The sequence below is a fragment of the Flavobacterium plurextorum genome, assembly GCF_002217395.1.
In the GTDB taxonomy this organism is placed as follows: domain Bacteria; phylum Bacteroidota; class Bacteroidia; order Flavobacteriales; family Flavobacteriaceae; genus Flavobacterium; species Flavobacterium plurextorum.
The window spans coordinates 132,429-146,291 of record NZ_MUHD01000011.1; the positions used below are offsets into that span (position 1 = coordinate 132,429).

At 32.8% G+C, this 13,863-nt stretch carries 14 protein-coding genes; 13 read left to right on the forward strand and 1 reads right to left on the reverse strand.

What is annotated here, in order from left to right; translation table 11 throughout:
* Positions 1-52 precede the first annotated feature (52 nt).
* The 10 genes from hppD (at position 53) to B0A81_RS05770 (ending at position 11,346) form a co-directional block, all read left to right on the forward strand.
* Entirely contained in the window at positions 53-1,213 is a 1,161-nt protein-coding gene (gene hppD / locus B0A81_RS05725) for a 4-hydroxyphenylpyruvate dioxygenase (RefSeq protein ID WP_089057126.1), read from the forward strand.
* Between the two features lie 299 nt (positions 1,214-1,512).
* The gene (locus B0A81_RS05730) at positions 1,513-2,286 is read left to right on the forward strand and encodes a DUF3108 domain-containing protein (RefSeq protein WP_089057222.1); all 774 of its coding nucleotides are present in this window, start codon (positions 1,513-1,515) and stop codon (positions 2,284-2,286) included.
* A complete protein-coding gene (locus B0A81_RS05735) occupies positions 2,283-3,215 on the forward strand; it encodes a tryptophan 2,3-dioxygenase family protein (RefSeq protein WP_089057127.1) in 933 nt (310 codons plus the stop codon). The genes B0A81_RS05730 and B0A81_RS05735 overlap by 4 nt, the downstream gene beginning before the upstream one ends.
* 31 nt (positions 3,216-3,246) lie before the next feature.
* Positions 3,247-4,467, forward strand: coding sequence for a peptidoglycan DD-metalloendopeptidase family protein (locus B0A81_RS05740; RefSeq protein WP_089057128.1), 1,221 nt, complete (start codon positions 3,247-3,249; stop codon positions 4,465-4,467).
* Between the two features lie 17 nt (positions 4,468-4,484).
* Positions 4,485-5,105 (forward strand): hypothetical protein, encoded by a 621-nt coding sequence (locus B0A81_RS05745; RefSeq protein WP_089057129.1) that lies wholly within the window; start codon positions 4,485-4,487, stop codon positions 5,103-5,105.
* A 46-nt stretch (positions 5,106-5,151) separates the two neighbouring features.
* Positions 5,152-5,484: a hypothetical protein gene (locus B0A81_RS05750; protein ID WP_089057130.1), complete on the forward strand. Its 333-nt coding sequence runs from the start codon at positions 5,152-5,154 to the stop codon at positions 5,482-5,484.
* Positions 5,485-5,608: 124 nt separating this feature from the next.
* Entirely contained in the window at positions 5,609-7,252 is a 1,644-nt protein-coding gene (gene pgi / locus B0A81_RS05755) for a glucose-6-phosphate isomerase (RefSeq protein WP_089057131.1), read from the forward strand.
* 333 nt (positions 7,253-7,585) lie between these two features.
* Positions 7,586-10,240: a TonB-dependent receptor gene (locus B0A81_RS05760; protein ID WP_317044405.1), complete on the forward strand. Its 2,655-nt coding sequence runs from the start codon at positions 7,586-7,588 to the stop codon at positions 10,238-10,240.
* A gap of 103 nt (positions 10,241-10,343) precedes the next feature.
* Entirely contained in the window at positions 10,344-10,766 is a 423-nt protein-coding gene (locus B0A81_RS05765) for a hypothetical protein (RefSeq protein ID WP_089057133.1), read from the forward strand.
* Between the two features lie 91 nt (positions 10,767-10,857).
* The gene (locus B0A81_RS05770; RefSeq protein WP_089057134.1) at positions 10,858-11,346 is read left to right on the forward strand and encodes a septal ring lytic transglycosylase RlpA family protein; all 489 of its coding nucleotides are present in this window, start codon (positions 10,858-10,860) and stop codon (positions 11,344-11,346) included.
* Positions 11,347-11,375: 29 nt separating this feature from the next.
* On the opposite strand, the gene B0A81_RS05775 is transcribed toward B0A81_RS05770, so the two are convergent.
* The gene (locus B0A81_RS05775) at positions 11,376-11,831 is read right to left on the reverse strand and encodes a DinB family protein (RefSeq protein ID WP_089057135.1); all 456 of its coding nucleotides are present in this window, start codon (positions 11,829-11,831) and stop codon (positions 11,376-11,378) included.
* Between the two features lie 79 nt (positions 11,832-11,910).
* Between B0A81_RS05775 and B0A81_RS05780 the strand changes: the two genes are divergently transcribed.
* The 3 genes from B0A81_RS05780 (at position 11,911) to gmk (ending at position 13,863) form a co-directional block, all read left to right on the forward strand.
* The gene (locus B0A81_RS05780; RefSeq protein ID WP_089057136.1) at positions 11,911-12,261 is read left to right on the forward strand and encodes an arsenate reductase family protein; all 351 of its coding nucleotides are present in this window, start codon (positions 11,911-11,913) and stop codon (positions 12,259-12,261) included.
* A gap of 94 nt (positions 12,262-12,355) precedes the next feature.
* On the forward strand, positions 12,356-13,216 hold the full coding sequence (locus B0A81_RS05785; protein WP_089057137.1) for a YicC/YloC family endoribonuclease: 861 nt from the start codon (positions 12,356-12,358) through the stop codon (positions 13,214-13,216).
* Between the two features lie 74 nt (positions 13,217-13,290).
* A complete protein-coding gene (gene gmk, locus B0A81_RS05790) occupies positions 13,291-13,863 on the forward strand; it encodes a guanylate kinase (RefSeq protein ID WP_089057138.1) in 573 nt (190 codons plus the stop codon).

Sequence of the window (13,863 nt, forward strand, 5' to 3'; positions counted from 1 at the left end):
ATTAAAGCATTTCAAAAATTATCTCATTTTCTCATTATCAAATTATCTAATTATGAGCAAAGAAGTAAAATCAGTAGAATACGGATTAGAGAAAATATTTGAAGGAGCACAAGATTTCCTTCCATTATTAGGAACAGATTACGTAGAGTTTTATGTAGGGAATGCAAAACAATCTGCACATTATTATAAAACTGCCTTCGGATATCAGTCATTGGCTTATGCCGGATTAGAAACTGGAGTAAAAGACAAAGCATCTTACGTTTTAAAACAAGATAAAATCAGAATCGTTTTAACTACGCCATTAACGGCAGATTCTCCAATAAACGAACATCTTAAAAAACATGGTGACGGTGTAAAAGTTGCGGCACTTTGGGTTGAAGATGCTACAAAATCTTACGAAGAAACGATGAAACGCGGTGCACGTTCTTTTATGGAACCAACTGTCGAAGAAGATGAATTTGGTCAAGTGGTTCGTTCTGGAATTTATACGTACGGAGAAACTGTTCACATTTTTGTAGAAAGAAAAAACTACAACGGTGTTTTCTTGCCAGGTTATAAAGAATGGAAATCAGATTACAACCCAGAACCAACGGGATTAAAATATATTGATCACATGGTTGGAAATGTGGGATGGAATGAAATGAATACTTGGGTAAAATTCTACGAAGATGTTATGGGATTCGTAAACTTCTTATCTTTTGACGACAAACAAATTACTACAGAATATTCTGCATTGATGAGTAAGGTAATGTCAAACGGAAACGGAAGAATCAAATTTCCAATAAACGAACCTGCTGAAGGAAAGAAAAAATCTCAAATTGAAGAATATTTAGATTTTTATGGCGGACCTGGAATTCAGCATATCGCTATTGCTACAGATGACATTATCAAAACGGTATCACAATTAAGAGCACGCGGTGTTGAATTTTTATCAGCTCCTCCGCATACTTATTACCAAGCAATTCCTGAAAGATTAGGTGTTCATATGGATATGATGAAAGAGGATATTAACGAAATTGAAAAGTTAGCGATCATGGTCGATGCCGATGAAGATGGTTACCTTTTACAAATATTTACGAAGCCTGTTCAAGACAGACCGACACTTTTCTTCGAAATTATTCAAAGAATGGGTGCAAAAGGGTTTGGCGCAGGTAACTTTAAGGCTCTTTTTGAGTCAATTGAGAGAGAGCAGGAATTGAGAGGAACTTTGTAAAATTGCATTATTTTTACATTATGCAAAAAAATTCTCTGTAAAATGATGATTTTTATGCAAATGTTATGTTAAACTTACTATTTGCTATTTTTTTTATGCACTTTGTATCTATCTTTGCACTCGCAAATCAAGAAGGGGTGGTTTCCTTCTAATTTGATATAAATTTCATAATTTATAGTTTTTTGGTTAGTTAATAGCATAAAAACTCAGTCATTCCTTGACTGAGTTTTTTTGTTTTGGTACATTTGGAATAGAATTTGCATTTATTTACCTTTATTATGAAATGTAAAAATTGTACTATGAAAAAATTCGTCCTCATTATATTGATTCTAACGACATTTAGTTTTGACACTCAAAAAGAAGACGCTTTTGATACTGGAGAATACTTCAAATTCAGAATTCATTACGGAATTGTAAATGCTGGATACGCGACTCTTGAGATTAAAGATGCTACAATAAATAATAAAAAAGTTCATCACGCAATAGGAAAAGGCTACACAACTGGAATGTCGAAATTCTTTTTTAAAGTCGAAGATTTGTACGAAAGCTATTTTGACAAAGAAACCGGGAGCCCATATCGTTATGTTCGCAAAATTGACGAAGGCGGTTATACTAAAAACCAAGAAGGTTTTTTTAATCAGTCTGAGAACAAAGTTTTAGTGAAAGATTACAAACGAAAAACCGAAAAAACGATTGTAATCACTGACAATGTGCAAGATATTGTTTCGTCTTTTTATTATTTAAGAAACCATCCAAATATTGACAAGCTAAAATCAGGCGAAGCCATTACAATTGATATGTTTTTTGACGATGAAATCACAAAATTTAAGTTAAAATATGTAGGCCGTCAAGATATTACGACTAAATTTGGAACCGTTTCAACAATGGTCTTCAAACCTCTTGTACAAACCGGAAGAGTCTTTAAAGAAAAAGAAAGCTTAACACTCTGGATAACAGACGACGACAACAAAGTACCTATCAGAATCAAAGCAGATCTTGCCGTTGGATCTCTAAAAGCAGATCTTGATGAATATAAAGGATTGAAAAATCCGCTTAAAGTTAAAAAGAAATGAACCTAACTGATCATTCAGAATCAATTTTAAAAGAAATTGACCTTAAATTTCAAGCAATAAATCAAAAAACTGATGTTCAGTTAGAAGGTTTGCTTTGGTCAAAACCAATAACATATTGGGACTATATACAAACTGACGCTCTTTTAAATTTACAAATACAACGCACCACACTTCCTGATGAAATGGTTTTTATTATGTACCATCAGGTAAACGAATTAATCTTTAAAATGATTTTGTGGGAAATCGATCAAATTGCCGAAACACAAAACATTCAGGCTGATTTTTTCAACGAAAGACTTTCAAGAATCACACGTTATTTTGACATGCTTACAAATTCGTTCAGTATTATGGAGAACGGCATGGAAGTAGATCAATACATGAAATTTAGAAATACACTTACTCCTGCAAGCGGTTTTCAAAGTGCACAATATAGAATGATCGAATTTGCATCTACAGATGTTATTAATTTAACTGACCGCAGATACAAAGCAAACTTTGATGAAAACACAGATCTTGAAACAAGTTTTGAGCATTTGTATTGGCAAGCCGCAGGAAAAGATTACCAAACTGGCGAAAAATCTTATTTGCTAAACGAGTTTGAAAAAAAATATAAAGATCAGTTTTTAAGACAAATGACTTCGTTTAAAACGAAAAACATTTGGCAGAAATTCTCTCAACTGCCTGTTGAAGATCAGCAAAATAGTGATTTAATCGCAGCAATGCGTCACTACGATAAAACGGTAAATATTACTTGGGTAATGCAGCATTTAAATACTGCAAGAAAATACATCTTAGAGAGTGGAAAAGGAACGGGAGAAGCAACAGGCGGAAGCGACTGGCAAAAATATATGCACCCAAAATACCAACGACGCATCTTTTTTCCTAAATTGTGGACCGAAGATGAATTGTCTAACTGGGGGAACGAATAAACTACTTTAGTTTCCCAAAAAATTTAAAAGTTTGAAAAAAGCATTCGTAATTATAATAGTATTATTTTCAATATTTTCATGCAATAAAACCGCCGAAAAGGTTGAAACAAAAACTATTAAACCAAAAACCAAAAAAGTAGAATTTGGTTTTAATTATGCTGACTTCAATGTAGTTAACGATACTATCGAAAAAGGAGATTCTTTTGGCTCAATAATTCAAGGCCAAAATATTGGCGACAAACAAGTTCATAATATTGTAGAACAAGTAAAAGATTCTTTTAACGTAAGATCGATTCGCTACAATAAACCGTTTACTTTACTTAGAGCTAAAAATAAAACTAACAAATTACAAGTATTTATCTATCAGCCAGACGCATTGTCTTATTATGTAGTTGACTTAAGAGACAGCATCGCAAAAGCATATAAAAAAGTAAAACCTGTTACTTTAAAACGTAAAATTATTGGAGGCGTTTTAAAAAGCTCTTTATCTGAAACTCTTGGAAATGAGAGTGTCGAAACAGCACTTGCCAGCAGAATTACAAAAGTATTCTCTTGGTCTATTGACTTCTTTAAACTAAAAAAAGGAGATCGCTATGGATTAATTTTTACAGAACGATTTATCAATGGTAAAACTTATGATGGTGTTGAAGAACTAGAAGCTGCTTTTTTTGAATATAAAGGTAAAATCATTTATGCATTTCCATTTGAAAGAGATACGACATCAGGAAAAGTTGAATATTATGATGACGAAGGAAAAACGTTAAAAAACTTTTTCTTAAAAACACCAATCAAATTCAGCCGAATCACTTCTCGCTTTACTGCGAATAGATTCCATCCTGTACAACATACTTGGAAAGCACACAAAGGAACAGATTATGCCGCGCCAACAGGAACTCCAATTTCAACAACTGCATCTGGAGTTGTAGAAGCAACAGGATATACAGCAGGAAACGGAAATTTTGTAAAAGTAAAACACAACGGAACTTATTCTACTCAATACTTACACATGTCGCGAATTTTAGTTCGACGCGGACAGCGTGTTACACAAGGACAAACTATTGGATTAGTAGGAAGTACAGGACTTGCGACTGGACCTCACGTTTGTTACCGATTCTGGAAAAATGGCGTTCAGGTAGATGCACTTCGACTTAATTTACCAACTGGAGAATCTTTGACCGGAAGTGACAGAACTCGTTTCATGAAACAAATCGAACCTTTGAAAAGAGAATTGGACAGTATTGGTAATTTGTAAATTTATCAAATAGAAACATGAAAAACGCTCGGATTAAAGCAATTTACAATGAAACTTTTTCAGGTTTAAAACTATTTTACAGAGATACTAATCTATCCGAAAACTTAATTTCGAATTACAAAATCGGACAGATTATTCAAGAAAAAGGTTTTACAGATATGACTTCAATTGGCGGTGGTCTTTCAGGAAATTTTAGATATTTAATTGCCAGCGCTGATCCTAAAGATTTATCAAAATTCAATCCTGATTCAGCAAAAATTGGACATTTTCTATTAGATTCGATTGCTTATTTTAAAGTTTTGGACATTCAGAAAATCGGCGATAAAACACAGGTTTTTCTTTTAAACATTCCTGATACTTCGATCTCACTTTTTAAAAACTCTTCATCAAATCTTGAAGAAGAAATTATCGAAAAGGCAAGAAAAAAATTCAGCACCAAAATTAATTCACCTTTAATCCCAGAGTTACAAGCCGAAAACTGGAAAGAAAGAACAAAATCTCCAATTGGAATGAGTGATAATGGCGAACTATTTTTTGATGATTCTAAGATTAAAATAGAACCTATAAAAAGAATAGAAATTAATACAGTCGAAAAAACGATAACGGTTAACAAAAAACCATGGTGGAAGATTTGGTAAAACTTTAATTTAAAAACATCATTTTATCCAATCACAAAATCAATTAATGAAAAGAATCCTATTTGCATTCTCATCGACAATAATACTCGGATGTTCTAATCCAAAGATTTTCATTTTAAAGAATACAAATGAAAACAAATATTACGCATCAGAATTAATCGTTAATGCTTTTGAAAAAGATCAAATTGATGAATCTCCTTTAATCGTAATAAACGGAATTCCATTTAAATACGACAAACAGCAAGACACAATTTTATTACCCTTGAAAAAATCGGAGATCATAAATCTGGATTTTTTAAACAAGAACAGCAGTCGTATAATGTATAACGAAAAAGAAAATGATGGCGCTGTCATAATAACAGCAAAAATTAGAAATTGAAAGCAATAATCTCATAAAACGTTTTCGTAACTAATTGTTATATAATCCCGAACCACTGCCCTTTTAAAAGTTATTTCAGTATTTTTGTGTTTCTAAAAAAAACTAAACTTCAATAAAAATACAAATGGCTTTAAACACAACAAACCCAACTGGGACTGAAGCGTGGAAAAATCTGCAAAACCACTATAACGCAATTCACGAAACTACCATACAAGAACTTTTTCAGCAAGATAATGCTCGTGCTGCAAAATTCAACTTACAATGGAATGATTTTTTAGTTGACTATTCTAAAAACAATATCAGCCAAGAAACCATTTCGCTATTATTAGAATTAGCAAATTCTATTGGATTAAAAGACGCAATCTCTCAATATTTTGGCGGAGCAATCATCAATCAAACTGAAAATAGAGCTGTTTTACATACTGCTTTGCGTGCTCCAGAAACGGCAGTCATAAAAGTTGATGGAGAAAATGTAATTCCAGAAGTTTATGAGGTAAAAAACAAAATCAAAAACTTTACAGAAGAAGTAATTTCTGGACAAAGAAAAGGTTTTACTGGAAAAGCTTTTACTGACATTGTAAATATTGGAATTGGAGGCTCAGATCTTGGGCCTGTTATGGCTGTTGAAGCTTTACAATTTTACAAAAATCACCTAAAAACGCATTTCGTTTCAAATGTTGACGGAGATCACGTAAACGAGATAATCAAAAAATTAAACCCAGAAACTACGCTTTTCTTAATCGTTTCTAAAACTTTTACAACGCAAGAAACTTTATCAAATTCTGAAACTATTAAAGAGTGGTTTTTAAAATCAGGTTCACAAGAAGATATTGCAAAACACTTCGTAGCAGTTTCAACAAATATTCAAAAGGTAACAGAATTTGGAATTAATCCTGACAATATTTTTCCAATGTGGGATTGGGTTGGAGGAAGATTTTCTTTATGGAGTGCAGTAGGTTTGAGTATTGCCTTAGCAATTGGTTTTGATAACTACAACCAATTATTAGTTGGCGCAAATGAAATGGACGATCATTTCAAATCAACAGAATTTGACGAGAACATTCCAGTAATTTTAGGTTTATTGAGTGTTTGGTACAACAACTTCTTTGGCGCCGAAAGCGAAGCTTTGATTCCATATACACAATATTTATCAAAACTAGCTCCATACTTGCAGCAAGCAACTATGGAAAGCAACGGAAAAAGTGTTGGTCGTGACGGAAAACCTGTTAACTACCAAACTGGAACAATTATTTGGGGAGAACCAGGAACAAATTCGCAACATGCCTTCTTTCAATTAATTCACCAAGGAACAAAATTAATCCCGACGGATTTTATTGGATTCGTAAAACCACTTTACGGAAACGAGGATCATCATGATAAATTAATGTCGAACTTTTTTGCGCAAACGGAAGCATTATTAAACGGAAAAACTCCTGCACAAGTTCAAGCTGAATTTGATAAACAAGGACTTTCTGCTGAAAAAGCTGCTTACTTATTGCCTTTTAAAGTTTTTACAGGCAACAAACCAACCAATACAATCTTAATTCAAAAATTAACTCCTAAAAGCTTAGGTTCATTAATTGCCTTATACGAACATAAGATTTTCGTTCAGGGTGTAATCTGGAATATTTTCAGTTTTGACCAATGGGGAGTTGAATTAGGAAAACAACTAGCGAACTCTATTTTAGATGAAATTAATTCTAAAACAGTCAAAAATCACGACAGTTCAACTACATTTTTACTGAATCACTTTTTAAAGAACAAGTAAGAACTTAAAAATATCGAGTTTTGTAACCTCCTGAAACGCCTTAAATTAACAAAATTTAAGGCGTTTTTTCGCATAAAGAAGCCGCAAAACGGCAGTTAGTCGCAAAAATTTGCAAGTTTAGAACTACAGCACACAACACATTCTTACGATTTTAACAAAAAACCGGCAAGTAAAATCAAAAAAACGTCGTTTTATGTAAACAAAAAAGAAAAAATCATTTTAATGCGCAACAAATTTTATAAAACTTACTTTTCTTAACATTTTGATAACACTATCTGATTTAATTGTTATAATTTTGCCAAAAACAAATAACAAAAACAACAAATGAAGAAAATGAAAAATTGGTTACTTACAGGACTATTTTTTATGGTAGTTTCAACTGTATTTTCTCAGGGAAAAATTACTGGTACTATTACTGATGGTATAGTTTCATTACCAGGAGCTAATGTAGTTATCAAAGGTTCTACTACATCAACATCAACAGATTTTGATGGAAAATTTACTATTGATTCACCTACTACTGCTGGAGAATTATACATCACTTACCTAGGTTACAACAACTTAACGGTAAAATTCACAGTTTCTAAAGGAGCTACAACTAATTTAGGAAAAATTGTTTTAGAATCTGATTCTAATCAATTAGAGGAAATTGTAGTAATGGGTAAAGGAATTATCGATTTAGCTAAGGACAGAAAAACTCCTATTGCAGTTTCTACTATTAAATCAGCAGAAATTCAAGCTAAAGTTGGTACTTCAGACATTACACAAACAATGGTAAATACACCATCTGTTTACGTTGCTGGTCAAGCTGGAGGTTACGGAGATTCAAGAATCAGCGTTCGTGGATTCGCTCAAGATAACACTGCTTTCTTATTAAACGGTCAACCAATCAATGGTATGGAAGATGGTAAAGTATACTGGTCTAACTGGTCTGGTTTATCTGATATTGCAAATGCAGTACAAATCCAAAGAGGTTTAGGATCTTCAAAATTAGCAATCTCTTCTGTAGGAGGAACTGTTAACTTTATTACAAAAGCTACTGACAAAAACGAAGGTGGTTTTGTTTCTTTAGGAGTTGCAAATGATAATTACTTCAAAACTACTGCTGCTTACAACACAGGTATGAGCAAAAGCGGATGGGGAACAAGTGTAATGTTATCTCACTGGCAAGGTGATGGATACAATGATGGAACAAGAGGTGAAGGTCAAACTTACTTTATTTCTGTTGGATACAAAGCAAATGACAAACACAGTTTCAACTTCTTGTTAACTGGTGCTCCACAATGGCACGATCAAAACTTTACAAAAGCGATCAGCACTTACCTTCAATACGGAAGAAAATACAACAACAACTGGGGATTATTAAATGGTGAGTATGTTTCTGAAAGAACAAACTACTACCACAAACCAGTAATGAACCTTAACTGGGATTATGATATTAGCGATAAAACTCAATTATCTACTGTATTATATGCATCTTGGGGAAGAGGTGGAGGAACTGGAAGTTACGGTTCTAAATTACCTAACCTAGCAAATGGACAAATTAACTTTGACGGTATATATGCTAAAAATGCTGGTATCGGTCAAGGTATCGGAGATAGTAACGGAAGAAGTTTAAATGGAGCTTATTTAATTAGAGCTAGTGCAAACAACCACTCATGGTATGGTGCTGTATCTAACTTAAAACACCAAATTACTGATAACTTAGCTTTAAATGCAGGTTTAGACTTAAGAACTTACAAAGGAACTCACTTTAGAGAAGTTGCAAACTTCATGGGATTAACAAGCTGGAAAGAATCAAGAAACTTAAAAGGTGATAATGACCAAGGAAGTGGTACAATTGCTACAAATGTTGTTACTGAAACAGCTTCAGCAAAACCATGGCCTGCAACTTTCAATACAATTGCAGAAAACCAAAGAATTGATTACGATTACGGAGAAACTATTTCTTACGGTGGTGTATTTAGCCAATTAGAGTATTCAAATGACAATTTCTCAGCATTCTTCCAAGGATCTCTTTCAAACCAGTCTCATACAAGAACTGATAGATACGATTACTTACCACAATACAAAGATGCTGAAAAAGTAAACAATGTTGGGTACAACGTAAAAGGAGGAACTAGCTACAAAATTGCTGATCAACATACAGTTTATGCAAATGCTGGATATTATTCTCGTCAACCATACCACGATAACATCTATTTGAATTTTACAAATGCTGTTAACCCACTTTCTGAAAATGAGAAAATCTTAGGATTAGAGGCTGGATATACTTTTTCTTCAAAAGTAGTAACTGCAAGTGTTAATGCTTACAGAACTTCTTGGAAAGATAGAGTTACAACTACTTCAAATGCTGCTGCTGCTGCTGATATTATTAAATATCCATCTTTACAGTTAGGAGATTTAATTTACAAAACTAACGAAGGTGTTGAGCAAGTTCACACTGGTGTAGAGTTAGATTTCGTTGCAAAACCAACTCACAACCTTAACTTAACAGGATTCTTATCTATTGGAGACTGGCAATATAACGGTAATGTTGTTACTACATACAGAGACGAAGGTTTAAATACTTTAGACAAAACTGTTGAAGATGTTGATGGTGGAAAAGTTGGAGATGCTGCTCAAGTAACTTACGGTTTAGGATTTAGATATGAGTTTGTTAAAAACTTATCTATCGATGCTGACTGGAGATATTACGATAAATTATACGCTAACGTAGGAGCTGTAAAAAGCAACTTAGAATTACCTAGTTATGATTTAGTAGATTCTGGTATTTCTTATAAATTATTTATCGGAAAACAAAAAAGCAACTCAATTGCTTTCAGAGTTAACGTTAACAACGTTTTTGATGAAGTTTACTTCTCTGAATTAACTTCTGCTAAAACAGCTGGAGCAACAGATGTAACTTACAAAGGAATCAACGTTACAAATAATGGTTTCTTCGGAATAGGAAGAACTTGGAACTTTAGCTTACGCTACAATTTCTAATAAAGAACCAAACTAAATAAGAAAAAACGGCATTGACTTTTAAGTTTAATGCCGTTTTTTATTGCCCATTTTTGTTATATTTGTTTCAATAAAAATTTAATTTATGTACCATTTTTTACAAAAATTTCACTCAGGTTGGGCCTATTTAGCACTATTGCTTTTAGCAATTGCAGTAATAAATGCTATTATCGGCTTCTCTTCTAAAAAAGAGTTTACAGCAAAAGATCGCAAGATTTCTTTATTTGCTTTAATCGGAACTCATACACAATTATTGATTGGTTTAATCCTTTATTTTGTGTCTCCGTTAGGAAAAGCAGCTTTTGGACAAATGTCTAATGCAGAACTTAGACTAACTTCTTTAGAACACCCGCTGATCAATATTATCGCCATCGTTTTAATTACTATTGGATGGTCAAAACATAAAAAGCTAATCAACAGCGAAGCAAAATTTAAAACATTTGCTATATTTTACGGATTAGGATTATTACTTATTTTAAGTAGAATTCCATGGAACCTTTGGTTCTAAAAACACCAATTAAAGCCCTAGAAAAATAGGGCTTTTTTTATCTCGGCATATTATTTGTACAAACTCCCCCAAGTCTGAAAAAAAATAAATCATGAGTAAAAAAAATATCATACTTACCACATTTGCAATAACTTTTTTAAGTTGCTTTACCTACATTATAAGCCAAACAAAACCAGTAATTGAACAAAAATCAACTCAAGACACTGTAAAGAATAACAGACCGAGCATAATTGCTATGCCAACCGACTCTATTTTTACAGACAAAGGCTTGAAATTAAAACTATATAAAAAAACAGCTCACGCATCCTACTATGCAGATCGTTTTAATGGTAGAAAAACAGCTGACGGAAGCAGATTCAGCAACAGTAAATATACCGCTGCTCATAAAAAACTTCCTTTTGGAACAAGAGTTAAAGTAACTAATGAAGCCAACGGAAAATTTGTAATTGTAAAAATCACTGACCGCGGTCCATTCGTAAAAACTCGTGAAATTGACCTTTCAAAACGAGCTTTTATGGAAATCACCAAAAATAAAGGTGCCGGCGCGATGAAAGTTACAATCGAAACAATAATAGAATAAAAAAATCCCGCTGTGAGCGGGATTTTTTATTATACAAACTTCTTAATACTCATCATAACTCCCGTGTGGAGTCCTTCGTGATAATTATTAAAATCCAAAGCTCCTTCAATATCCTTTAAAGTGTAACCTATACTTGTACTATATTCCATATAGTTAACAAAAATACCATTCTCAAAATCACTTTCAACTTGTTTTAGAGTAGACAAAAGAAGCCTTTTAATCTCATCAACTTCATCTTGAGAAACATCACCCTCTGGCTTGGTTCCTTTTTTATATTTTGCCATAAACTCTTCAGAAATATTTGTTGGCAAACCTGACAACTTATAAATTAAAGCTTGTTGAACAGATAAGCAATGCCCCGCATTCCAAATTATATTATTACTAAATCCTTCTGGAATTTTGTTTAATTGCTCTAATGAATAATTATCTAAAATCTTCAAAATAACTTCTCTAATGGTTTTCTGTACATTAAAAACTGATTTCATAAATATATTTTTTTTATAAAATTAGTCATTTTTAAGTTTTAAATGATTTTTCTTTGCAGTCTAACAAACTTGTAAAAAAATGAACAAAATATATTATTTAGCATCTTGCGACACTTGTAGAAAAATTATTAAAAGTTTACCTGAAAATCATAATTTAGTTTTTCAAGACATCAGACAAAATCCAATTACAGAGGCTGAACTTGAAGAAATGTATCAACTTTCTGGAAGCTACGAGGCACTATTTAGTAAAAAAGCGCAATTGTACAAATCAATGGATTTAAAAAACAAATCGTTGACTGAAGCCGATTTTAAAAAGTACATTTTAGAACACTACACTTTCTTAAGTCGTCCGGTTTTTATTATTGACGGAAAAATTTACATCGGCAACAGCCAAAAAAATATTGCGGAGGTTATAAAAGTTTTGAGTTAGTTTTTTTTCCTCGATTATACAATTACACAGATTATTGAATTACAGCGCAACACTACAAACTTTTAGTTATCTTTGCGCCTTTATACTCAATTATATGATACAATCTATGACAGGGTTTGGCAAAGCTTCTTTGCAATTGCCTACAAAAAAAATTACCGTTGAAGTAAAGTCCTTAAATAGCAAAGGTTTAGATTTAAACGTAAGAATGCCGTCGCTTTATCGCGAAATGGAACTAGGTTTAAGAACTCAAATCGCAGCAAAACTGGAAAGAGGCAAAATTGATTTCGGAATTTACATCGAAAGCACCTCTGAACAAACTTCAACAAAAGTAAATGTACCTGTCGTAAAAAACTACATTGCCCAATTAAAAGAGGTTTATCCAGACGCAGATGAAACTGAGTTAATGAAAATGGCTGTTCGTATGCCTGATACATTAAAAACAGAACGCGAAGAAATCGACGAAAATGATTGGGAGCAAATTCAAGTTATTATTGAAGAAGCGCTTCAAAACATTTTAGGTTTTAGAAAAGACGAAGGAGAATCTCTAGAAAAGGAATTCAACTTAAGAATTGGTAATATTCGTCAATATATGAACGACGCTTTGGCATTAGATCCAGAACGTGTTCAAGCCATTAAAGATCGTTTACAGACTGCAATATCAGAATTACAAGTTAATGTTGACGAAAATCGTTTTGAGCAGGAATTAATCTACTACTTAGAAAAGTTAGATATAACGGAAGAAAAAGTGCGTTTAACGAACCATTTAGACTATTTCTTAGAGACTTTGAATGGAAATGAAGCAAACGGTAGAAAACTAGGCTTTATTACTCAAGAAATGGGTCGTGAAATCAACACTATGGGTTCAAAATCAAATCATGCTCAAATGCAGAAATTGGTTGTGATGATGAAAGATGAGTTGGAAAAAATTAAAGAACAGGTTTTGAATGTGCTTTAACAGCTTTAAGACCATATAATAAAAAAGATCAACAAAAGCTTAAGGTATACAGCCTAAAGCTTAAAGCATAAATAATGAACAAAGGAAAATTAATTGTTTTTTCAGCACCTTCAGGATCAGGAAAAACAACTATAGTAAAACATTTACTAGGGAAAGAAGATTTAAACTTAGAATTTTCGATCTCAGCAGCTTCTCGCGAACCACGCGGAGAAGAAGAACACGGAAAAGATTATTATTTTATTTCGTTAGAACAATTCAAAAAACATATTAAGGCCGAAGAATTCCTGGAATGGGAAGAGGTTTATCGCGATAATTTTTACGGCACATTAAAGTCGGAAATTGAGCGTATTTGGGCTTTAGGAAAAAATGTAATATTTGACATTGATGTTGCGGGTGGTTTACGTATAAAGCACAAATTTCCAGAACAGACCTTAGCCGTTTTCGTAAAACCTCCAAGTGTTGATGAACTAAAACGAAGATTAAAACAACGTTCTACCGAAAGTGACGATAAAATTAATATGCGAATTGCAAAAGCATCTGTCGAATTAGCGACAGCGCCTCAATTTGACACTATTATAAAAAATTACGATTTAGATACTGCAAAAGAAGAAGCTTATCAATTGGTAAAAGAATTCATTAATAAGTAA